The organism is Terrisporobacter vanillatitrophus (genome assembly GCF_051148895.1).
GTDB classification, from domain to species: Bacteria; Bacillota; Clostridia; order Peptostreptococcales; family Peptostreptococcaceae; genus Terrisporobacter; species Terrisporobacter vanillatitrophus.
Map to the genome: position 1 here is coordinate 3375697 of NZ_CP154625.1, position 24023 is coordinate 3399719.

Here is a 24023-nt window from a genome sequence, read left to right on the forward strand (position 1 = left end):
ACGTATCCTTTCTATACTAAGTCTGACCATGTACTCTTCTTCTTTACTTTTATGCAAATTAAATTTTTTATAGCTCTTGTCATTGCCACATATAATAATCTAGTTTCTTCTTTTGCAACTTCATCCTTTTCTGATGATCGCAGTTCAAATTTATGGTATCTATTACTATATGAATTTATATATCTGTCATTACCTTCACCAAATGGTATATTCCATCCAACTTTTAACTTATTTTCATTCGTATTATCTACTAAAATTTCTAGACTATTATTACTACTAAACTTCTTATTCATAAATGGTAATACAACAGTATTAAATTCTAACCCCTTAGACTTATGAACTGTCATACAATATATAACATTTTCAATTTCATCTAAATTAAGTTCCTCTTCATCTTCTTCCCTATTTGTATTTAGATTCAAAATCAAATACTCATACATTTTATACAAAGAACAAAATTCATCACTAAAGTTATTCTTTATAAGTTCTAATAATTTATTTAAATTTTTATAATATTGTTTTGCCTCAAGTTTTGCCCTTTCATCAATATATTCTTCATCATAATTCCCTGTAAAAGCAAGTTCATATCTTTTATGATTATAAAAAGTGTTTATTACATCCGAATCATCTATTATTTGTTTTATTACTTGTATTACAGGCTTTGTTTTAAACAATTGCTTATATTTTGTATATGTATTCTCTTCATCTTCATATCTATCTAAAAATCCATCTATAATTAAATTAATTTTATTCTTATCACCATTAGCTTGCAATAAAATATCCCAATTAAAATCAAACCTATGCTTTGTATATGGAGAATTAATCAAATTAATCTTATATTTAGGTTCATTTTGAAATAAATATGATGATACTAATGAAATAATATCTTTAACAGCTTCACTTATAAAAAATGTTCCACCTACTTCAACATAACATAGAATTCCAGCCTCATCACACCATTCTTTAATGTTTTGTGCTTGATAATTAGTTCTAACAAGTGCAACTATTTTATTATTTAGATCATCATCATTGTTTTTATGTTTTAATTTTTCTGTATACTCGTTAAATACTTCAAGCGTAACATTCTTTATGTTATCCTCTTTTGTTTCTTTAATAATAAATTGTCCATTTATGGTTTCCATAGGTACCAGCTTGTCATTTTTAGAGTATACTAATAAGTCACTTGAATTCCATTTACTAAAATATTTATCTAATTTATTAAGTATTGAGTGAGAAGTTCTATAGTTTTTAACTAGTGGTATTGTTTCAATATCTGTAATAGATTTTTTTAATACTTGAAATGCTGTATAAGTAGCGCCTCTAAATCTATATATACTCTGCTTTATATCTCCAACAACAAATAATTTCAAATCTAGATTTTCATATAACCATTTAATTAAATTAATCTGGCTGTTATCTGTATCTTGAAATTCATCAACAAATAAGTATTTTATATTGTCTATTTTCCCAGATAGGAACTTTGACTTTTCATCATTTATAATATGATCTATTTCTCTTGTAATATCACTCAATGAAACTGCATTATTTTTCTTCTTTAATTCGATCATTCTTTGTTCTAAAGATACAAATATATTCTTTAAGATGTCATGTATAGTTTTACTGTCATCATCAATTTCATCTCCCCAATCAAGTACTTGTATTTCATCATACGTTATTCCTTGATTTTCTAGTTTATTCCAAAATAAATCAATAATTTTTACAAACTCATGTAATTTTAACTTTAACGTATCTCTTACATCTCTATTACCGTCATCTATATACTCATCTAATACATCCAAAATTAGTTCTTCTCTATCATATTTATAACTTTTTATTTTCACATTTGTACCATACCCCAAGATGGCTCCTAATCTAGAAATTAAATACTTTGCAAAAGAATGTATAGTTTGGATTTTCATCTCACTTTCTTGCTCTAAATATTTTAGATATATATCATTTCTAGTTAGTTTATATTTCATAAGCAACATCTTTTGTAACTTATGCCTCATATTTAAAGTAGCATCTTTTGTAAAGGTAATCATTTCTATTTCATTTAAACTTAAATTATCGTCTATATGTAGTAAGTACATAATTCTGTCTATCATTACTGTAGTTTTACCTGTACCGGCACCTGCTTCTATTACTATATTAGTATCCTTATTTTGATGCTCAACCTTATATTGCTCAAAGTTAAATCTCTCAAAATCTTCTAGTATATCCTCTATTTTGTCGATTCCATTTCCATCTATAATATAGAAATTATTGCAATTTATTTTTCTACTTGATTTGTATATTTGAAAGAAATAAAACTTCTTAAATTCATCTATTGACTGTATATAATTTATGCTGCTAGATTCTACACCTTTATTTAAAAATAAAATTACTTTCTTTCCCTTTTGAAGTAAGTAATTAATATTTCTTATTTCATCTGATGGTATTTGTGTATTATAAAATAAAAGTAGCGAGTGTTTTACTTCTTCTATATCATATTTCATATTTATCTCCCTCACTTAGAAATTAAAATAAAATTCTCTTTTATTTCTAATATTTTCTTTGTCTATTATTAGTTCTGCACCTTCTCCTCTATCATCATTTCCATTATACTCACCTTTAAACGATAAAAAATTAAAGCTTCCTAATATAGCAAATTTTTCATCACATAACAACAATTTGTAATGAATATTAGATTTTTTAATTTTAAATAAATCTCCGTATTCTCTAAATCTACTTTTTAACTCATAAGCTACTTCATTTGATTTTTGATTTCGCTTATCAGTGTCATCACCTATTCCATAAATAATTTTTAATTTTATACCCTTTATTAGTAACGATTCCATCAAGTCCATAAGGTCATCATCTACAACATGACTATTCATCCATGGACTTATTATATCAACTTCACTTTCAGCAATAAGAAATGAATTTAAAAATTTATTTCTTATATCCTTATCTACAAGATGTAATATAGGTTTAATTTTATTCTTCTCTTTCTTTCCATTATCCCCACTATTTTCATTGATTATATTTACTATTTTCCCTAAATAGTCTTTAATTTCAAAATCATAGACTTTTATTTTATTTAAAATATCATCTGAAATAGAATTAAATAGAATATATTTATTATAAATACTCTTATGTTTAATTGACTCAATTATAGTTTCTTTATTAGTAAACTCTTCAAACATAACATAAAACTCATTCTTCACATTACTACATTTTGCGTTATTTCCAATATGTAATATTGGTAAATTATTTTTTTCAATACCGTAAGAAAATAAAAAATTTCTTTTATGCAAATAATTTAATATGTATGATGTATCTTGTATTTCAGGAATATAAATAACTACATCTGTTAAGTTATTTATTAATATTTCTCTCATAACTATTGTTAATTGATTTTCAATGTTCTTGCACTTATAAAATGAAATTAGTTTTTGCATAATTTTCTCCCAGTTTAGATTTTATCTTCTATAGCCTTTAATATAAATTCTCTATCTAACCAAAAGCACTTCTTAGTTAACTTTCTACCATCAGGTAAATCATATGTATCTGAACTGTCTGTAGCATGTGGTCTAGTATGGCATACTCCATTAAACGTTGGCCCAGGAAGATTATCAAATGCCCTACTACCTTTATATTCTATCTTTACACCTGCTTTAATAACTCTAATAGTTTCTTCCCAAGTATATTTAACTTCACCATCTAGTATACTTACTGGCATATTCCATAATTTAATTTTATCCAATCTAAGTACATCATTCTCATCATATCTAAATACAACAAATAAATATTTTTGTTCTTCAAATAAATTTCTTAAGCTAGAATTATGCCACTCTTCTTCTATAATCTCTTTATACTTAAATGTAGGAAAAGACATATGCTCTTTAATCTTTCCATTCTTTTCAATTCTTATAGTTTTAAATTTAATATTAGCTTTAGCAAACTCATCTATTTTACTTAAATCATTAGTTGTTAAACCAAGTATTCTACTAATAAGCATTTGAACATAATTTTTAGCTAATTTACTTTTTCCATTATAAAGATCTATCCCCAAATCTTCACTTATTTCATCTACACTTTTGCCATAAAATACTTTAAATCTACTTTCTAGTAATTGCTCTATTGTCATTTTAGTACCCTTTAAGATACTAACAACTTTATCATCTTCAATTCCTAACCTTTTTCTAATTAAAGAAGTCATATATGATGATTTTAAAGAGAACGCTCTTTGCATTGCTAATTCATCAGAAAAAGGTTGTTTCCTAACCGAACTCTTATTGGCCCCTTTAGGACAAGCTGCTAAATAGTTTGTATCACCTTCTGACAACTCATGAGCTTTACCTTCTTTTATTTTATTTATTATAGTTGACCAGTCATCTCTTATAACAACTAAATCCTCCTCAGAAAATTCGTGTAGCATTATATCTTTCACTATATAATCTTTTTTATCTAACTCTTTTTTCCATTGATAAAACACTAGTAAAAGTTTATTATTTTTACTCCAAAAAGAACTTTCATAAAAGTCTTTTTGGTATTCTTCCATATAATTTATAATATTTAAAACCAATCTTTCCTTAGCTGATATGGTCTTATTTTTATTTACTTTAAAAGGTGTTACTTTCAATTCAACACCTACATGAGAAAAGTCAGCCTCAGCTCTAGAATTTATTTCATACCCAAAGTAACTTTCCTCTATTATTTGACCTAGATTACCTTTTCCTTTGTTCTCCCCCAGTCTTTCATTTTTAACATCTATTTCTCCAAAAGATTTACCTATCAATCCATGTGCATATTCCATGATTGAATCTATAGATTTTTCATTATAATTCAACTTAAGTTCCCCCATTAAATAACTTTAATAATATTATAATCCAATAATATATTTAAGTAAATTATGCTATTTTTTAACAAAAAAATAGGCTTTGCAGCCTATTCTTTTTAATCAGCTAATTAATTCATAAAATTCCCCCAAATAATAATAGTTTCTTTTATATATAATATCTATATTTATCAATAATATCTAGTATACATTCGATAATCTTTACAATGTAGTATACCGCTACTACTAGAATTATTATAAATTCCATATTCATATAAATCACATTCTCATTTGTTTAGTATGTTGTTATAACCTAATTTATAATATGTATTACTTTTACATCATATTCTTGCATGTTTACTTCAAACATTTTTAATTTTATAATATATCTTATAAATTAAGTAAAATATCAATTTATTAACTATTCTTAATTATATATATATAAAAAGTGTATAATTTAATAATTATACACTTAATATAAATTTATTTAGTTATAACAACTTCATCATTAACTAAATTGCTATTTTCATTATTTACTATCTCTTTTATAGAATCACCCATCTTAGTGACTAATCCAACAACTAAAGCATTACCCATACAGAAATATCTAAACTTCTGTGGCATTCCAGAATTAGTCCAGTTAGGAGGGAAACCATTTATTTTTTCTGCTTCAACAGGAGTTATTAATCTTAGTCTTCCTGTTTGTGGATCTTCTACTACATGACTACTTCTATTTACTGATGACTCACTTGTAAGCATCGTTCTTGCAGGTCTATCAATTGGATCTGGGAATGATAAAGGACCTTCACTGAAAACATATTTGTGACCAGTCTTACTAGTTCTTTCAATCTTCTTTGCACCTTTTAGATACTTCCATTTTTCAAGTTTTTCTTCGTCACCGTCTAAATAAAATTTTTCATCTACATCTGTTTCAAGTAAATCTTTTAATAAAGTAATTTTACCATCAAATAACGGTGTAGTTTGTTCAGTATAAATTTTGCCCTGAGTCATAATCCCTGAGTTTCTAAATTCCATTTTAAAAGTATCAGAAACATCTACTATATCTTCATATTCCATTACAAGTTCTTCACTATCAACTTTTTTACTTTCTATTATAAGACTCATTTGTCCATTTTCATCTGATAAATTAGCTGATTCTATTGGAAATTGTTGAACAAAAAATCCATCTTTGTGTAACCAATCTCTAAGATTTATTTTATCTACTTTATTTGCATAACTTGTATCATTTCTAAATGCAAAAATAAATACCCTTCTTCTTCTTTGCCCAAATCCATATTCAGCTGCATTTATTACTCTCCATTCAACTGAATATCCTAAATCATTTAAACACGCAAGCATAACCCCAAAATCTCTACCTCTCTGTTTAGAAGGAGATTTTAGTAATCTATCTACATTTTCAAGTAATACAAATCTAGGTTGCTTTGCTTTTAGTATTTCTCTTATTTGCCACCATAAAACCCCCTTAACACCTTGTATTCCTTTGGCTCCTGTTCTTGCAACTGAGTAGTCTTGGCATGGAAATCCTCCAACCAATAAATCATGATCTGGTATTTCATTTTTATCTACTTCTGCTATATCTATATTAATATGATTTTCTTTTCCAAAATGACTTACATAACAATCGTAAGCATGTTGTGTTTTTTTCCCCGGTTCCCATTGATTTGCCCATACAAATTTATAATCTTCTTTTGATGACTTTTCAAGACCGCATCTAAATCCACCAACTCCGGCGAATAGTTCACATACTCTTATCATTTTTCTGCCTCCTTTGTATGAGTTTTTTCTTTCGTTTTTAACATTCTTATATTATACTACATATTTCAACCTTTGAAAAGATCTAACTTTCTACTTTAATTATTTTTCGCAATTCTAGTATATAGTATAAATTAAAATTCTTTATTATAATGCAATTTTAAACTTAAATTAATATTTTAATATATGGTTGTTAAATTCTGCCTTGCAAACTAATTTATATAATTCTGTCTTATACTCATATATTACTATATCAAATGTACTGGAATATACTTCAAAGCACATATCAATATTATACAAATTTTCATTAGTGAAATTTCATCAAGTATATGTTAAAATATTATTTTAATACATTAATATGGAGGGTTTTAATGAGTAGTAAAACTTACAAAGTTGCAAGCCTATTCGCTGGTATAGGTGGCATTTGTCTTGGATTTAAAAATAATGGATGTAAAATTGTATGGGCAAATGAAAAAGATAAATATGCATGCGATACCTATAGACATAACTTTAATGGAGGACAATACCTTGTTGAGGGTGATATATGTGGTATAACAAAAACTAAAATTGGAGAAAATCTTCACGATAACTTAAGAAGAATAAATTCTATAATACCTGATTTTGATATTTTAACAGCAGGTTTTCCTTGTCAATCATTTTCTATATCTGGAAAAAGAAAAGGATTTGAAGATGAGCGTGGAAATTTATTTTTTGATATATTAAAAATAATAAAGTCAAAAAAACCTAAAGCATTTTTATTAGAAAATGTTAAAAATTTAAAAACTCATGATAATGGTTTTACATTTAAAGTTATTAAAGAACAATTAGAGTATTTAGGTTATCATATTAAATCAGAAATCCTTAACTCTACAACTCATGGAAATATCCCTCAAAATAGAGAGCGAATTTTTATTGTTGGTTTTAATAAAAAAGAACTTTGCGATAAATTTAATTTCCCTGATCCAATACAACTTACGAATACAATATCTGATTTAATAGATTTTAATGATAAAAAAGATGAAAAATACTATTACAATAAAACAAAATATTATAATAATTTAAAGTTAGAAATTACTAAACAAAATACCCTATACCAAATCAGAAGAGGTCAATACATACGCGAGAATAAAAATAATGTATGTCCGACTCTTACTGCTAATATGGGGACTGGCGGTCATAATGTTCCTCTTATATTAGATAATTATGATATCCGAAAATTAACTCCTGAAGAATGCTTATTATTCCAAGGTTTTAATACTAAAAATAGTTCTTTTAAATATACATTTCCTAAATATAGAATGGATAAAAACGGAAAACTGATACCTTATGCTGATAGCCATAAATATAAACAAATCGGTAATTGTGTTACCGTTACAGTTATAGAAAGAATCGCTCACAATATTATAGATATTTTAAATTTTTATGATTCAAATTGTATAAATAATAAAAAACTCTAAAATTATAATAATTATAACTTTAGAGTTTTTTATTTTCATTAATATTCACTAAAAAATCCAATACTTCTATCATCTAAATCTCCTATAAGTATAGCTCTATCCAGTAAAAGATTAAATTCTTCACAACTCGTTTCTGGTAATAAGATACATGAGTGACAAGCTGCTAAGTTCAATGAATTACGTCCCTGACCTTTACTTTCAATACAAACCGGATCATTAGAACACCATCTAGCTCGTTCTAGTGCACTATTAATTATTTTAGGTAAAGTATCTGCTTTTCCTTGCCTTACAAGTCCACCTAATGTTCCTTCTGAATCTCCACTTGATGTATATATTAATATTCCAGACATAGGTTTTTCTCCTTGTGAATTATCACAATATATACGTTCACATAATGATGCAGTTGAATAGCCACATTCAAAACTTAGTTCTCTAATTAATAAGTGTGCTAATGTATGAAGTAATATAAATTTAGGACTTATATATCTTTCTATACCTTGTCTTCTTCTTACTTCTTCGTTGTACCTAGAATTAATAATATTAGCTCTTTTTTCAATTTCTAAATTATTATTTATCCACTCATTTATCTTACAATCATCTAATTCAATAAATATGCCTTCTCCTCTAGATTCATATGCCGGATAAAAATTATCTTCTCCTTTTATAGTAACAAGTTTACTTTGACCTGCAAGCCCATCTTCTATATCTCCAAATATATTATTATCCGGTGGATTAACTCTACTAAATCCTACCAAAGCTCTAACTTCTCTTAATTTTTTAACAAGGACTACTTTACTAAGATTATTACAATTATATTCTTCTATATTTTGTTCTTCTATCTTAAAGTCATTAGTGTTCTTAGCTTCTTCACTTATATTTCCTTTTAATGCTTCATATTCATCTAATCTATATTTATTTTTTGTGATAACTTCTTCTTCATCATTAATATTTATTTTTCTACTCAATATTTCTCTTACTATATTAATATCTATATTAGTATCTTTAGAGATATCTTCTACTAAATATTCAAATTCATCTTCAATAAATTTTTGTAGCTTATTACGTTTAATAGCTTTACTATAAGACTCCATAAAATACACGTATTCTCTACTTTTCTCTATTATACAATTAACTGAATCTGAATATGGAGGTATTATTATAGAACTTTCTACCTTTGGAAAATATACATTTAGAGCTCCTCTTTGAACTGTTATTGGATACTCTCCACACTTTTCTTTTTTTCCACTCCAATATGTGTAACCTTTACACATAAACATTTCTCTTATTTTCTCACGCTTACTCTCATCATCTTTATGTATTAATTCTATTTTTTCAAATGGATTATTTGATTTATTATCATCATTATTACTTCCTCCAAATGCTCCTTTCATAGTTGTTGTTGCTCCACAATTTTTGCAACTTACTCTGATTCCTTCAAGCCCCAATCCACTACTTGATGTCTTTATTTCTATATCTGGAGAACTGCAAACACTTCGTTCTCCACTTTGATTCTTAATATGTACCCATTCTACCCATGGGAAATCATTTATATGACCATTCTTACAGATAGTAATTATACCTGCCGGTACTAACTTTTTATTACAATTTAAACATCTAGGAGTCTTCATTTCTTCCCCTTTTTTTGCATCTTTATATCTTTGCTCCCATTCATTTATAGATTTAAATTTTCTACACTTAGGACAAAAGTACCACTGAGGAAATCTTACTAATGGTATAGCTGCACCTGTTTCTGTTGTTGGAGGCATTCTCAATTCTCTAACTTGCAAACTTTTTTGTAATCTTTCATCATTTATAGTTGTATAATTTCTCCAGTAATTTGGAGATGCTACCATAAGAGTTTGATCTATGAAATCCACCATTGCCCCTGGTCCAAATACACTTGTAACTTGGTTTATTCTTAAACTGTGACTACGTTCATTTAAACCAATTCTTTTCTTTACATCCATATTAAATCTCCTATAATGTTATTATTTCAACTTTACATTGTTTATCTACATTTCTCATAGACTGTAAAGTCTGTTTTTCATTAGTTTTAATGTTTTTATCAAACGGTATAATTAATTTATTTTTAGCAGATTCTTTAGAATACTGTAGTAATTCATCATTTTGAAGTGATTTAACTTTTTCATCCCACCAAATTGTTATTTTTTCCAACTCATCTAACAACTCTTCTTCTATATCATACTCATCTGTATTAGATATACTTTTGGCTCTTTCTAATATATTATTTTTTATTTTATCAAGATTAATATCAAGACTAAAATTGCTAGCAAGTTCTTCCTTCTGTAAACCTAATATATGTCTTACCATACTTATAAAAATTGCATGTAGCCCTCTTTCTCTAGCCGGTTCTGAAAAAGGTGTTACACTTGTAGGTTCAACAAATTTATAAAATGATTGATGATATTTATAAAATTGTTCATAATGAGATCTATCTCTTGTTTTTGATGAGTTATATAATGTAAATACTATTCCAGGGTCATGTCTCCCAACTCTACTAGATGCCTGTATATATTCCGATGTTAACTTTGGCTGACCTACAACAACCATGCAGTTTAATCTTTCAACATCAACTCCAACCGATATCATATTTGTTGCTAATAATACATCTATAGGATATGTATAGGTATCATTTGTTTTAAGATACTCCACATCCAAATCATTTAATGTATTGTTTATTTCTGTTGCACTTAGTCTACTTGTTAATTCCTTTTGCTTATATAAAAATCTTAAATTTCTTTTTGCTGATATCCTTCTACAAACTCTGCTCATATTGTCTGCTATATCATCACTTACCAATGTTGTACATTTTCCTAATTCTCTTATACTATTAAAATATGCTACTAGTGTCCAATATCTATCTTTAATCTTATCATCTATATTATCAATCATATTTATCCTTTGAAGAATTCCGCTCATTAACCTTACTTCAACTGTAGTTTGTGTTTTTCCCGAAGGCATAATTCCTACATATAATCTCCCTGGCTCTTTTTCAACAGGAGTATTTTTAACAAAAAATGAATCATCTGCGCAAAGCCCTGGAGGTGGAAATTGCTTAACATCTCTATTATAAAGTCCTTTTACTTGCTCTGCTGCCCTTCTAATTGTTGCTGTTGAAGCAATTATTTTAGGCTTTATTCCTTTTTCACTACACATTGCATCTATTACTGTTTCATATAAACCAACCATTGTACCTAATGGCCCTGATATTAAATGTAATTCATCTTGTATAATAAGTTCTGGCGATAAATTATCGTTACCCTTATCTAATGCAAATAGTCTTGATACTTCACTCTTCCATGTCATCATTGCAAATTTATCAACAGTAGCAAATAATAATGTTGGTGGATTTTTATAAATATCTTCATCTACTACTTTTATTGGAAGCTTTAACTCAAAATCACAATCTTGTTCAGGACAAAATATTTCAAAACACTTATCTTTTTTATTATGTCTATATCCCCAGTCTCCACTTTCTTTATTCTTTTCATATACTTTTTCCATTTTTGTTCCACACCACGGACACTTTAGTACTTGAAATTTATTATGTTCTGCTTTCTGCCTATTTAATTCGCCTTCTGACCTAGTAGTTCTCTTAAGACCATTAAGTTCATATTGTGCATCATTTATTGTATTTGGAGTTTGTGCACTACCTATCCACAAACCTATAGAAATTTCTTCTTTCCCTAGTTTATCTATGTTTTCTCGCCTTATTACTTCACAAGCACATATCATAATACTTGCACGTATAAATTGTTGTGCTGCTAATAGTCTTAATGTATATCTCATTATTATAGTTGTTCCATATCCATTTACAGGATTTCTTAATCTTCTTAAGAATATTGTAAATGCCGATAGACCTAAGTATGCTTCTGTTTTTCCTCCACCGGTAGGTACCCATATAAGATCTACTATATCTCTATATTGTGACTTAGGGTTTTCAACAGAAGATATACACATTAGTATATAAGCTAACTGAAATGGTCTCCATGATGACTCTTCTTCGTTATAGTTAATATTTTTTAATTCACCACTATCCGGTAACCTTTCTCCTACTTTCGAATGAGCTCTTTGCATAAGTAAGGCTCTATTCATAAGTGTAAATGCATCATATACATCCTTATTATTATTTATTAACTCAATACCCTCTTCCATTCTTTTTGCTACACAATAACATTCTTCTATGTGTTTTTGAGAAACAGATTTAAATATATCATTTAAGTGTTCAGATTCACTTTCTAATTTTTTTATCCAATCTTTATATACTTCTTTGAACCTATTAAGTAATTCTATTTGCTTATTTTTACTCAAATTTGATATATCAGATAAATTTTTCATTGATAATAACTTCTGAGAAACATCTGATAATTCTTCTATATTAAAATCTAACTTAGCTACCTCATAAGTAGGTATAAAATTAGTGTAAAGCCTTTTTAATTTCCCAGTTTCATCAATTTCTTGATCCGCAGATACTCCATGACCTGTTGCATAAGTTTTTTTATTTCTATATAAAAGATCTAAGGATAATTCCTCTTTATCTTTTCTATTTGCAGATGAATAGCTTTGACTTGCTGAAAATATATCAATAAATTCTAACCCTTTATTCTCTATAGGTAATATCTCTATTGTAGGTTGAAATATTGTATTCGAAATACTAGCTTGTCCATCATTATTATTAATAAACATTACAGTAATGCTTTTTAATTTATTGTCATACTTTCTTGTAGATATACTAATGGATAAATTATCGTTTTCTAACTGTATAGGACATACATTTATATATTCTTTATCTATATCAAGAAACTCTATATCTTTAATTTCTATTGGCTGTCTTATATACCCTCCTGAATTACTCCTACTATCATGACATTGACTAGCTAACTTATATAAGACAAATTTTGCTTTACTATTTTCACTTAAACATTCTCTACTTACTAACTCCCTTATTTGAGATTTTGTAAGTTTTTCTCTTAAGTAAATATACTCTCCTTGTCTTTCTATATACCTTTCTATTTCAGTCTCTGTAAAAAAATCTTCTCCTTTATATTTTACGTGACAGTCAGATATTTTAGTGCATTTATAAGTAGCATAGCTTATATTTAATTTTAATTTATTTATATTGTCTTTATCTTTTACAAAAAAAGTCATTCCCATTGCTGATGGCAAATATTGATTTGCCATACTAATTTCTTGATCTAAGTCATTATCTTCATTATCTTCATAAGCTTTAATGACTTCTGAATCTATAGTGTTATTAATCGTAGTATTTTTATTATCATCCTCTATAACTTCTTCATCTAAGGTATCCTTATCAAAATCATCACCTTTAGCTTCATCAACAATATTTTTTTGGGGATAGAGTATTCCTACAGAGTACCTCTGAATAGGATTGTCTGTTATTATTTCTTCTTCTATGTTTTTACAAATATCTTCTGAGCCCGGCCCTAATAATTCTCGTTTAACTTCATCTAGTATTTTTTCTCTAGTTTCAACACAGTTCATAAATTACTCCCTTATTTAATAAATATTCTCTATATCTAATAATTTGTTTGATATATATGCTGGCACTTCTTTATTAGATTCTATAACTTTACCTACTTGAATAGTTGATATATATTGATTTGTATCTCCTATTGTATCAGCTATAACTTTTGTAATTGGATCTTTTACCTTAATTTTATTGTCAAAATAATTACTTACTATTATTTTATCCATGTTATTTTTTATTTTTGTATGTAGCCTTCTTATATCTTTTGATGCCTTATATATTTCATCTATATTATTTTTCATATAATCATCATTAATCAACTTGCTTATTGCAATATACATGCTTTTATCTCTTGGACCTATTATCCTTCTATTATTAATCCAATTTGCTATAGTAACATGATGTACTTTTTCATCAAAGTTTTTAAATTTATTTGATAATTCTATATATGTTAGTTGATTGTCTTCTCTATATGAATCTAACTTAGATTTCCAGTATTTTGTTAATTCATACTTTTCTTTTATAGATTTACTGTCATCTGATTGTAGTATGGTTTCAAGGTATCCATTTCTAATTAATTCTTCAATTATATTAATTACTATATGACTTTCTTCATCCAAATACTCATTTAGAAATAGTAACATATCGCCTTCTTTTATATCTTTTACTTTTTTCTTTCTTATTTTTTTCTCTTCTAAATCTATAGCATTTGCATTATATTGTTTAGTTAATAATGCATACTCATTATCATCTGACACTACTATCTTTTCTATATTAACCATAGATCTCACATCACTTTGATTACTATAAGATATTTTATGAAAATCTATATTAAATCTATTGTACTCTATATACTCTTCAAGCTCTTTTATATCTCTCAAATCATTTTCTACGATATTATCTTCATCTACACTTACTTCATTTAATACATCATTATTAATATTTTCAAAGCATTCCATATCCAATAAGTTATAAATCTTATTATTTTCTTCTAATATCTTTTTTAAATAATTAATTTTATGTATTATTTTCTTTATTTTTTTTAGTTCACTTTTATATACTAAAAATTTTACATTGATTAAATTATTATCATTAATTATATCTTTTTTATAAAAATTATAGTATCCCAGTATATATACTTCACTATATGAATTATTTATATTATATTTATCAATAGATACTACATCTACATTAATACCACAATCTTTAAAATATCTCTCTAATATAATAGCTTCATATTGTTTCTTTACTATAACTACAGCATTTCCTATATTATTATTATTTTTTTTATAATATTTGCTATATCTATACTTATTCATTATTCCTAACAATCTATCCCATTTATAGTTCTTTTTATACATGTTTTTAATGATAATATCTATATTGTCTATAACCATATCTATATATCTTTCAATATTATGATCAGCAAAAATTTCATTTGTTATATTTTTTAAATTTTCTAAACATACATTTGGCAATGTTAATCTAATTCCTAATTTTTCAGCATTTTGTTCTAATAGTTCAATAGGAAATGGTGTAGTTTCTAGTGTATTTATTAATCCAAATCCATTTATTAAGAATATGTTTTTGTATACTTCTTCTAAATCTGATTTTAATATTTTAGATAAGCATATTTTAGTTTCAGTTATTAGATTTGATATATTCTCATTACTAATTTCTTCTATCTCATACATTTTTTCTAAATAATTATTTACTCTTTCCTTTTGATTTATTAAAAATTCATTATTATCATTAAAGTAATCTTGTAATGGTAAATTTAACAACACATTTTCCGACCAAAAGTAAATATTGTTATTATTGTTTTTAATATCTTTTTGCTGTATTAAATTACTTAAATACAATATATTTGTATTGTCACATATAATATTTACTTGTTTTACACTCTTTCTAGATACAATATTCTCCATATCACTATATTCTTTTTCTATTTGTTTTCCATCTAGTATAAATACTTTCTCTATATTTTTGTTGACTCTAACAAATTCATATGCTATTGATATACTAGTTGTAAAATACAATAAAGGTTCCTGTTTAGCGTAATTCCCTTGCAATGTTATAATATTTTGTCCACTTGTAATATAAGAACAAGGAAAAATTTCTGTAAAAGAATATCTTTTATCATTAAATTCTATCGTAATTTCCTTTAATATATTTTCTAAAAATTCTTTATTAGGTATAACTATAATGTTAGATTGAATTATTGTTCCTACAAATTCTTTTATTTTATCTTTACTATTCTCTTCGTATAATAACGTTGAAATTATATCTTTAGTTATGAATTCTTTTGTGCTCATTCTAGTTGTCATTTTACTTAGCTGTGCATCTCCGTTATAAATAAGAACTCTATATGAAAAATCTTCTAATATTGTTGATTTCGATCTATCGTTAAATTCAATCTGCATTCCTTTTCCATAAGTTTCCATATCTGAAATGCCTTTATATTCTCCAACTTTTCCATTAACAAACACTTTGTCGCCTATATTTAACTGTTTAATTACATGGTTATCCTTATTAGTTACATTTTTTAGAAATGATTTAATTGCAAGACTTATTAATAATATTATATTCATTGTATAATCTCCAACATAAATCATTGTATTTAATTTATCTTTATTATTTGTAACATCTTCAAAGACCTTTATTTTTTCCTCTTCATATTGCCCTAATTTTATAGTTTTGTCTTTATAAAAAAATTTTACTTCCTCATTTTCACTTATATTTTTTATAAATTCCATAATCACCTAAATCCACCACCTATTTAAAGATATCTATTTACAACTGAATTATCTTAATTTATTTATAATTATACTATACTTGTATAAAAGTTTTTGTAATCAATATGTATCTAGTTATCAAATATTACTTAAATTTCTTCATTCTTTGCGTAATTTTTTATTTTATTATAATTATAACTTGTTCATCTAAGTTAGATATTTTAACAGCTAGTAAGTTTTGTATATTTTCTCTTACTAATCCAGATATTCCAAAGTTGTAGAATCTTTCTAATATCTTATTAAATGTAGATTCTTCTATACATGGAATAGCTGAAAACTGCCATTTTTGACTCATAACTATCTCCTCTTAAGATATTTTTACCTATTTTTTTCACTTCTTATACTCTTCCTTTCTGTAAATTAACACAAAAAAGCCACCTAAACAACTAAGTAGGTTTCTATCCAAGGTCTACACAAATTTGTGCACCCCCTAGTACTTCATACAGTTACAAGCATACTTATCACCAACATCATTAATACTAACTTCCTTAGCACTTGCACCTTTCAAAAACTTATAACTAGAACTCTTATGATAGCAACTATTTCCACTAGCTATATACACAGTCATACCACTAGAGCTAGAGCCTCCTTGACTACTTCTTCCACCACTTGAATATGAGCCAGAAGAAAAGTTAGAACTTTCGTCATTTATCTCTTGAATTTTTTTATCCAAATTTTTATACTCACTTATCTTTTGTCTTGTAATAATTGAATTGTTTTGATTTATTGCAAAAACTACAATTACAACTATTGCAAACAATACAGCAGATATAGTCTTTTTATTATTAAATTTCAATTCATAATATATCATAAGTTTCATAGGTTCTTTGTCATTTGATGTCGACATATTTTGTAAATATACTTCTTTATATATTAATTGTTTATTCCCATGAAAAAGACCATCACAAAAATGTAACGGCCTTTAAAATACTATTTTTAAAAAACTAAATCATATTATATACATCAAAATCTATCAATATGTCCCTACAAAGTTCTAATTTTCAAGAAAATCTTTTAATTTTTTGAACTCAAATACGTATTTTTCTTTTACTAGTTTCACAATATTAAGAGCTGTAGTTTCATCATACATGTGAGATGTTCTGTTTCTATCTAACATCATTTCTATCCATATATCTCAATTACTTATTAATTTATCTTTAAATGCACATCTTATGGTACTTCTTGGTGCTACTGCCTCGTCCAAAATCCCTTGGTCTTCTAAGTACAATTTCATAACCTTCCATTATCTATAATTGCCATAGCTCCTTCAAATCATTGATTATCTGCATAGCTCTAACACTTTCATCACTATTATCGTTTTTGTCAGGATGAAAATTTCTAGCCAAAGTCTTATACATTTTTTTCAATATTTTCTTATCGTCTTCATCATAATGGGAATTTTTCTTTGAACTGTATTTGTAGTTACTACCCTGTTTAAAATGGACCCTATAAAGTGGATACTAGAAAAAGTGTTTACTTGTATAGGGTTTATTTTTGTGTAAAATATTCATTAAGGAGTTGACTAATTATGAACAAAAAACTATTTTCTAAAGAAGAGATTAATAAATTATCTGAAAATAAGTATGTTAAAAGCGTAAGTGAAAATGCAATTACATATACTGATGAGTTTAAACTATTATTTATAGGTGAGTATGAGAGAGGAAAAAATATAAGGCAAATATTTGAAGGTGCTGGTTTTGATATAGAAATACTTGGTATTGCTCGTGTTAAACAGGCTAGCTATAGATGGAGAAAAATGTTTAAAAGTGGAGGTGTGACTGGATTAGAAGATAAAAGATCATTAAATTCTGGAAGACCTATTAATCGAGAGTTAACAATGGAAGAAAATTTAGCTAAAAAAGATGCTGAGATAGAATATCTAAAAGCGGAGCTTGAATTCATAAAAAAGTTAGAATGGAGCGAAAGGCAGGTGAAAAAAGGTAAATTACAAGCATCTAAAATATTTGGACTGATAAAAGGTTTGATTTATAATTTTAATTTAACTGGAATGGTAAGGCATTTGTGTAAGATAGCTAATGTATCTACTTCTGGTTATTATAGGTTCCTTAAAACAAAAGATTATAGGGATATAAAAGAAGATAGAGATATAAAATCAAGAGATATTATATTAAAAGCATTTAATCACCGTGGATATAAAAGAGGCTCTAGGTCTATAAAGATGACATTAGAAAATGAATTTGGAATAAAAATGAACAGAAAGAAAATTCAAAGAATAATGAGGAAGTATAATATTATTTGCCCGATACGTAAAGCTAATACAAAAAAACGTATGATGAAGGCTACTCAGGAACATCGAGTTGTTCCGAACATGCTAAATAGAAAGTTTAAACAAAAAATTCCGGGGAAAGTTTTATTAACAGATATAACATATATGCCTTACGGCAGTTGTAAAATGGCATATTTATCAACAATAAAGGATTCTTCAACTAATAAAATATTAGCCTATAATTTATCAAATAGTTTAGCTATAGATATCGTAACTAAAACTATAGATAATTTAATTAACTTAAAATCATTCAAATTACATAAAGATGCTTTTGTTCATTCTGATCAAGGCGCCCATTATACAAGTCCTATTTTTCAAAAACTTCTTAAAAAATACAATTTAGGACAATCTATGTCTAGAAAAGGCAATTGTTGGGATAATGCTCCTCAAGAATCATTCTTTGGTCATATGAAAGATGAAATAGACTATAAAAGTTGCAATACATTAGAAGAATTACAATTTATGGTAGATAATTATATGGATTATTACAATAATTATAGATGTCAATGGAATTTAAAAAAGCTGACTCCTAATAAGTATAGAAGTCAACTTTTAATGACGGCTTAACCAGTCGTTTTTTCTAGTGTCCTTGACAAAGGGTCCATTTTAGTTTTTCTTGGTAGCTACTTTTGTTAGAATTGTATTTGTAGTTACTATGATTTTTTCTTTGGTAACTACCTGTGAAGTAATCTTGCTCTTCATAGATCTGCTTTATTTTCTTTAGGTTTTCTGCATTCCTCAAATTTAGAAATACATCGTAGCAATAATCAAAATTACCTACTCCGTATTTATTTTCAAACTCTGTCTTAGCTTTTCTATACCTTTGCAAAATTTCCTCCTGCTCCATAGAAGACTTATACTCCTCAGTATCCTTGTATTCCAGGTTTATTTTTTCTTGCAGAGGGTTTAATTTGCAACATATCAAGCTATAAATTTCCTCACCTGTCATGTTTAGTTCTTGGTATAAATCATTTATTTTATCCACCACAAAATCGTAGTACCCATAATCTACGAAATCGTAATACCCAATGGTGCAAATACTATATTGCTTCTTTTTCACCTTGTTGTTTTCCCTGTAGCTGCTGTGCAATGTGACTTTGTATGCTGTTTTCACAGGTCGTTGAAATTTTTCCTCAGAACGAGAGTAGGAGTAAAATTCCTGGTTATTGATTTTACAAGCATTCACTACTAATCCCTTGCTCTTCCCTTTGCTGGAAGTTTTTCTCTCACGCTCTTGAACAACACAATACAATTCATCACATCCTTTGGGTTTGTTTTTGTTAGGGCAACATATTCGGTGCTCCTCTAGTTGGAAAAACAACTATTCAGCCTTTTCCATGTATTAAGGGCATATTGGAATAATTATCCAAAATTCAAATTTTATTTTTAAGTTAATTATAATCAACTTGTCCAAAAAGTCTAGTAATTTTTCATAATTTTTTTAAATTAATCAAATACTTACCTAAAGAATTTTTTCAGCTAAAATCTTTCTCTATATCTATCTCTGTATCTAATTCTTTATCTATCTCTTTCTCTTTCTCTTTCTCTAGCGTTACATTTTTGTTTCATATTTTTATATAGCGTTACATGATGTTTCAAAAAATTATATTGCGTTTCAAAAAAGGCCATCACAAAAATGTGATGACCTTAAAAATATTCTCAACTCTATTCTACTTCCAAACTCTTTTTGCCCCTATTAGCTCCTGCACATAACCATACAAAGATACAGGTGACATTACTATTTGATATAAAAGTATAAATATAAAAAATCCTAGAATATTTTTTCTCACCTTGAGATTTAAGTTTTTAAATACCACATTGGCTTGATAATAATATAAAATATAAAAACTTGCCAATGTTAAAGGAAATACTAATAACATCATAGGACCTACTATATAATATTTTTGGAAAAATACTGCTAATATTACCCCTGGTATCCAGAAGAATGTATAGCTAAAATCCATATATGGTATAAACAAATCTATACCTGTCAAAAATTTATAATATATGAAAGGTTGTTCCCATGGTTTTACTTCTCTTAACCCTTCTATCATACCCCTTGCCCAACGAGAACGTTGCTTGGCAAAGTGAGATAATTTTGTAGGCACATCTGTAAATGCCACTGCATGAGGCTCAAAATAAACTCTATAACCTTGCTTTAATATTTTCCAAGTTAACACAATATCTTCTCCAATTGCATCAGACCAACCACCTACATTTTTTACTACAGATGTTTTGTATAATGAAAATGCACCTTGGGCAACTAGTGTTCCTTGGTACAATCCTTGCATTCTCTTAATAGATGCAATACTTAAAAAATAATCCCATTCTTGTATTTTAGCTAGTAAATTTTCTCTACTATTTCTTACTAACATGGAACCTGCAACGGCACAAACATCCTCTGGTGCTGAGTTAGCTCTAGAAATCAAGTAGTTTACTGCTTTATTAAGAATAAGGGTGTCTGCATCAAGTGTAATTACATACTTAGTTTTCACATAATTCAATCCATGATTCAATGCATTAAACTTTCCTGGAGTACTTTCATGCAACAGTAAAATATCCATGTCCATCTCTTTCTTTGCTCTTTCTACTTCAGCGCATGTGTTATCATTGGAATTATTGTTTATTACTATGGTATGAATTCTACCCTTATATTCTTGCTCTTTTATATATTTCAATGTGTTATAAATTCCAGCTTCTTCATTGTAGGCAGCTACCAAAATAGTTACCTCATCTGTTGGATAAGTCACCTTAAATTTAGGTTGCTTATCTAAAAGCAAACTTGATACTAAAAATGCATTCATAAATCCTGGAACATAGGCTATTCCTGCTATAATAAATGTTGCTAAAAAAACTGAGGAAGTTACCTCAGATAAATCCGAAATCCATTGTCTAGATACATAGTAAGAGAAAATCACCCATAATATACTTATAATTAAACTTATAATAAATTTATATTTGATAGGTATATATAATTTCAATTTAGTTGAATCTTCGTCATTTTTTTCATGTTTCATAACTATTTCTGAGAACTTAATATCATTTTCCATATTCTACAAAATCCCCCTTGTATCTAAATTAACTATATATAATAAGAATAGCATATAATTTTTTTATATTAAATGTTTTTTTGTCAATAAATGTAGAAACTGAATAATTTTATACCAAGTAAAAAAAGGCATTACAAACTTGTAATACCCTTGTATCATACCTATTAATCTAGAAAAACAATATTTTATATTGTAACATTTTTATATAATATGTAGCTATTTCTAGTGTAAAGAATGTTACTGCTCATGCGATATATTAACTCTTATTATTAATATTCAGAATTACCCTCTATTACTTTGATAACTTTATCTTAAATAATTCCTCTAAATAAAAATAAAATTCTTCTTTACTCTTAATGTCTTTAATCTCAATTTTATCACCTTTAGTTATTGTCAGTTTTTTATTTGTAATGAATATTTTCCCATCTTCTCTTTCAATTGCACTAAATGGATTATTTGTAAAATAAGTATTTGGAGTATTTTCAAAATACTTACATCTCATATCAAAATCTGATAAGTGTTTTTCTTCCGTTGTAAATGTATAAAGAATAGTTTCTTCATTATCTACAATTTTAATTAACTGATATTTATCATTGCCAAGGGGATTAATTTTATAGTTATTTCTATAGTTTTCTTGAATTAAATTTGGAACCATTTTTATTGGATATAGATAATTATCTTTAAATCCTACATCCACAATATATTTTTCATTATCAATAGTTACCAACAATAATACATGATCTAGATCCGTTCCTTCTGCTCTTATTCGTCCTGAAATGTATTTTGCATCATAGCCTATTTCTTTTAGTAATTTTAGAAGTAGCCCATTTAGTTCATAACAAATACCGCCTCTTTTTTCTTCAACTATTTTAGCAAATAAACTATCTATATTAAGCTTTAATGTTCTATTTACAAATATGTCTATATTTTCAAAAGGAATATTAATCAGGTGTTGCTTTTGGATTTTTTTTAATGTTTCTAAATCTGGACCTAATTCCCCTTCAATACCTATTCTTTCTAAATACTTTTTTAAAAACATACCTTTTTCCATATAACTTCCCCCTTAAATTAACACTTACACATTATTGATTATATATTCTATCATATAATTATATTTAATAAGTAAGTATTTATTTTTTAACACTAAAAAAGAGAATCAAATGATTCTCTTTTCCCTAAGTTACATCTGCTCATATGAGCCATAAACTAATATTTCCTTATTCTCTATCATAAGCTTTCCATTGGCAACAACAGTGTCTATGTCCAAGTTTTCATCTAACAATAATAAGTCTGCATCGGAGCCTTCTTCAACACATCCTTTTCTAGGATAAACCTCCAGACCCTTTGCCACATTAGACGTCACATAAGTAAGGGCATCTTCCACATTGAAGTCTAACTCATTAACCATAGATTTAAACTCTCCATGCAAGCTGGAAACACTAGAAACTCCCATTTTTATCAAATTACCTGATTCATCATACTTTGACCAACTTCCATATCCATCAGAACTTATTGTTATGTTTTCACATGGTATATTTTTTTCCAATGCCATTTTTATACATTTTCCTGGGGTGAAGTGATCTTTTATTCCACAAGTTAAATCAATTTTTCCTCCTGCTTTTGCATAATCAAAAGCTTCTTCTAATAATTTTTCTCTTCTGTTTACATGAGTAGGTCTTATGGTTTTCATTGGAATTTCAGTTTCTTCTAAAATTTCTCTCACTGGTTGAAGTCCTTTTTTTCCATCTCCCATATGAAGTACTACTATTCCTGCTTTTCCACTTAGCATTCCTGCCACCCTTGCATCAGATGCCACTCTTTGTAGCTCTAAGTTACTTACATTTGGCGCTCGGTGATCTGACAGAGCTAATTTTACTCCTATTACCTCATCTATAAAACATATATCTCTTTTTACTGAGCCTGTAATTGTTACAGAAGGATATTCATAAGAACCTGTATGAGCGAAAACAGTGATTCCTTCTTCTTTTAAAGCTTTTGCTTTTGATACTAAGTTTTCCGCACTTCTAGTAGTTCCATCAGTTCCCAAAAGTCCAACTACTGTTGTTATTCCTGCAGTAGTTAATTTGCTTAAAGTTATTTCTGGTGCTCTAGTTTTGAAACTGCCTTCTCCTCCTCCACCAGTTATATGAACATGTTGATCTATAAAACCTGGTGTAAGTTTTTTTCCACTACCATCTATTATTTTTATTTTTTCATTTTCAAAATTTATATTGTCTTCTATTAAAGAGATTTTTCCACCACTTACAAAAACGTCTTTTTTACCCTTATACTCTGGTGAGTATAATTCCACATTTTTTATTAATATCATAAGT

The 24023-nt window shown here is 27.2% G+C and carries 17 protein-coding genes; 2 read left to right on the forward strand and 15 right to left on the reverse strand.

Annotation, left to right across the window (positions count from 1 at the left end):
* Positions 1–11 precede the first annotated feature (11 nt).
* The 4 genes from TVTCOM_RS16635 to dcm (TVTCOM_RS16650) all read right to left on the reverse strand — a co-directional run bounded on the left by TVTCOM_RS16635 (position 12) and on the right by dcm (TVTCOM_RS16650) (position 6595).
* Positions 12–2495 carry a UvrD-helicase domain-containing protein gene (locus tag TVTCOM_RS16635; protein WP_434797377.1) on the reverse strand — a complete coding sequence of 828 codons (2484 nt, stop codon included), beginning with the start codon at positions 2493–2495 and terminating at the stop codon, positions 12–14.
* Between the two features lie 15 nt (positions 2496–2510).
* Entirely contained in the window at positions 2511–3440 is a 930-nt protein-coding gene (locus TVTCOM_RS16640) for a phospholipase D-like domain-containing protein (RefSeq protein ID WP_434797378.1), read from the reverse strand.
* A gap of 14 nt (positions 3441–3454) precedes the next feature.
* A complete protein-coding gene (locus tag TVTCOM_RS16645) occupies positions 3455–4831 on the reverse strand; it encodes a Sau3AI family type II restriction endonuclease (protein ID WP_434797379.1) in 1377 nt (458 codons plus the stop codon).
* A gap of 471 nt (positions 4832–5302) precedes the next feature.
* Entirely contained in the window at positions 5303–6595 is a 1293-nt protein-coding gene (gene dcm / locus TVTCOM_RS16650; protein ID WP_434797380.1) for a DNA (cytosine-5-)-methyltransferase, read from the reverse strand.
* Between the two features lie 368 nt (positions 6596–6963).
* Between dcm (TVTCOM_RS16650) and dcm (TVTCOM_RS16655) the strand changes: the two genes are divergently transcribed.
* Positions 6964–8049 (forward strand): DNA (cytosine-5-)-methyltransferase, encoded by a 1086-nt coding sequence (gene dcm, locus TVTCOM_RS16655; protein ID WP_434797381.1) that lies wholly within the window; start codon positions 6964–6966, stop codon positions 8047–8049.
* A gap of 38 nt (positions 8050–8087) precedes the next feature.
* Here the strand turns inward: dcm (TVTCOM_RS16655) and drmB are convergent, their stop codons facing one another.
* The 7 genes from drmB to TVTCOM_RS16690 all read right to left on the reverse strand — a co-directional run bounded on the left by drmB (position 8088) and on the right by TVTCOM_RS16690 (position 17711).
* Positions 8088–10016 carry a DrmB family protein gene (drmB, locus tag TVTCOM_RS16660; protein ID WP_434797382.1) on the reverse strand — a complete coding sequence of 643 codons (1929 nt, stop codon included), beginning with the start codon at positions 10014–10016 and terminating at the stop codon, positions 8088–8090.
* A 10-nt stretch (positions 10017–10026) separates the two neighbouring features.
* Complete coding sequence (locus TVTCOM_RS16665; protein WP_434797383.1) at positions 10027–13572, reverse strand: helicase-related protein; 3546 nt, start codon at positions 13570–13572, stop codon at positions 10027–10029.
* Between the two features lie 15 nt (positions 13573–13587).
* Positions 13588–16314: a DrmE family protein gene (locus TVTCOM_RS16670; RefSeq protein ID WP_434797384.1), complete on the reverse strand. Its 2727-nt coding sequence runs from the start codon at positions 16312–16314 to the stop codon at positions 13588–13590.
* 157 nt (positions 16315–16471) lie between these two features.
* Positions 16472–16648 (reverse strand): hypothetical protein, encoded by a 177-nt coding sequence (locus TVTCOM_RS16675; protein ID WP_434797385.1) that lies wholly within the window; start codon positions 16646–16648, stop codon positions 16472–16474.
* A 135-nt stretch (positions 16649–16783) separates the two neighbouring features.
* The gene (locus tag TVTCOM_RS16680; protein ID WP_434797386.1) at positions 16784–17200 is read right to left on the reverse strand and encodes a hypothetical protein; all 417 of its coding nucleotides are present in this window, start codon (positions 17198–17200) and stop codon (positions 16784–16786) included.
* Between the two features lie 147 nt (positions 17201–17347).
* On the reverse strand, positions 17348–17470 hold the full coding sequence (locus TVTCOM_RS16685) for a nucleotidyltransferase substrate binding protein (RefSeq protein ID WP_434797387.1): 123 nt from the start codon (positions 17468–17470) through the stop codon (positions 17348–17350).
* Positions 17471–17600: 130 nt separating this feature from the next.
* Entirely contained in the window at positions 17601–17711 is a 111-nt protein-coding gene (locus TVTCOM_RS16690; protein ID WP_434797388.1) for a hypothetical protein, read from the reverse strand.
* Positions 17712–17881: 170 nt separating this feature from the next.
* Between TVTCOM_RS16690 and TVTCOM_RS16695 the strand changes: the two genes are divergently transcribed.
* Entirely contained in the window at positions 17882–19207 is a 1326-nt protein-coding gene (locus TVTCOM_RS16695) for an IS3 family transposase (RefSeq protein ID WP_434797389.1), read from the forward strand.
* A 13-nt stretch (positions 19208–19220) separates the two neighbouring features.
* Here the strand turns inward: TVTCOM_RS16695 and TVTCOM_RS16700 are convergent, their stop codons facing one another.
* The 4 genes from TVTCOM_RS16700 to iadA form a co-directional block, all read right to left on the reverse strand.
* Entirely contained in the window at positions 19221–19700 is a 480-nt protein-coding gene (locus TVTCOM_RS16700; RefSeq protein WP_434797390.1) for a hypothetical protein, read from the reverse strand.
* A 610-nt stretch (positions 19701–20310) separates the two neighbouring features.
* Entirely contained in the window at positions 20311–21690 is a 1380-nt protein-coding gene (locus tag TVTCOM_RS16705; protein WP_434797391.1) for a glycosyltransferase family 2 protein, read from the reverse strand.
* A 292-nt stretch (positions 21691–21982) separates the two neighbouring features.
* Positions 21983–22741, reverse strand: coding sequence for an arylamine N-acetyltransferase family protein (locus TVTCOM_RS16710; RefSeq protein ID WP_434797392.1), 759 nt, complete (start codon positions 22739–22741; stop codon positions 21983–21985).
* Between the two features lie 129 nt (positions 22742–22870).
* Positions 22871–24019, reverse strand: a complete 1149-nt coding sequence (gene iadA, locus TVTCOM_RS16715) for a beta-aspartyl-peptidase (RefSeq protein ID WP_434797393.1) — start codon at positions 24017–24019, stop codon at positions 22871–22873.
* Positions 24020–24023 lie beyond the last annotated feature (4 nt).

What these genes read in the sequence shown, in the direction of transcription:
- TVTCOM_RS16685 (WP_434797387.1), bottom strand. Translation starts at nt 17,470, where the DNA reads ATGTTAGATAGAAACAGAACATCTCACATGTATGATGAAACTACAGCT.
- dcm (WP_434797381.1), top strand. Translation starts at nt 6,964, where the DNA reads ATGAGTAGTAAAACTTACAAAGTTGCAAGCCTATTCGCTGGTATAGGT.
- iadA (WP_434797393.1), bottom strand. Translation starts at nt 24,019, where the DNA reads ATGATATTAATAAAAAATGTGGAATTATACTCACCAGAGTATAAGGGT.
- TVTCOM_RS16670 (WP_434797384.1), bottom strand. Translation starts at nt 16,314, where the DNA reads ATGGAATTTATAAAAAATATAAGTGAAAATGAGGAAGTAAAATTTTTT.
- dcm (WP_434797380.1), bottom strand. Translation starts at nt 6,595, where the DNA reads ATGATAAGAGTATGTGAACTATTCGCCGGAGTTGGTGGATTTAGATGC.
- TVTCOM_RS16680 (WP_434797386.1), bottom strand. Translation starts at nt 17,200, where the DNA reads ATGTCGACATCAAATGACAAAGAACCTATGAAACTTATGATATATTAT.
- drmB (WP_434797382.1), bottom strand. Translation starts at nt 10,016, where the DNA reads ATGGATGTAAAGAAAAGAATTGGTTTAAATGAACGTAGTCACAGTTTA.
- TVTCOM_RS16675 (WP_434797385.1), bottom strand. Translation starts at nt 16,648, where the DNA reads ATGAGTCAAAAATGGCAGTTTTCAGCTATTCCATGTATAGAAGAATCT.
- TVTCOM_RS16710 (WP_434797392.1), bottom strand. Translation starts at nt 22,741, where the DNA reads ATGGAAAAAGGTATGTTTTTAAAAAAGTATTTAGAAAGAATAGGTATT.
- TVTCOM_RS16665 (WP_434797383.1), bottom strand. Translation starts at nt 13,572, where the DNA reads ATGAACTGTGTTGAAACTAGAGAAAAAATACTAGATGAAGTTAAACGA.
- TVTCOM_RS16640 (WP_434797378.1), bottom strand. Translation starts at nt 3,440, where the DNA reads ATGCAAAAACTAATTTCATTTTATAAGTGCAAGAACATTGAAAATCAA.
- TVTCOM_RS16705 (WP_434797391.1), bottom strand. Translation starts at nt 21,690, where the DNA reads ATGGAAAATGATATTAAGTTCTCAGAAATAGTTATGAAACATGAAAAA.
- TVTCOM_RS16695 (WP_434797389.1), top strand. Translation starts at nt 17,882, where the DNA reads ATGAACAAAAAACTATTTTCTAAAGAAGAGATTAATAAATTATCTGAA.
- TVTCOM_RS16635 (WP_434797377.1), bottom strand. Translation starts at nt 2,495, where the DNA reads ATGAAATATGATATAGAAGAAGTAAAACACTCGCTACTTTTATTTTAT.
- TVTCOM_RS16690 (WP_434797388.1), bottom strand. Translation starts at nt 17,711, where the DNA reads ATGTATAAGACTTTGGCTAGAAATTTTCATCCTGACAAAAACGATAAT.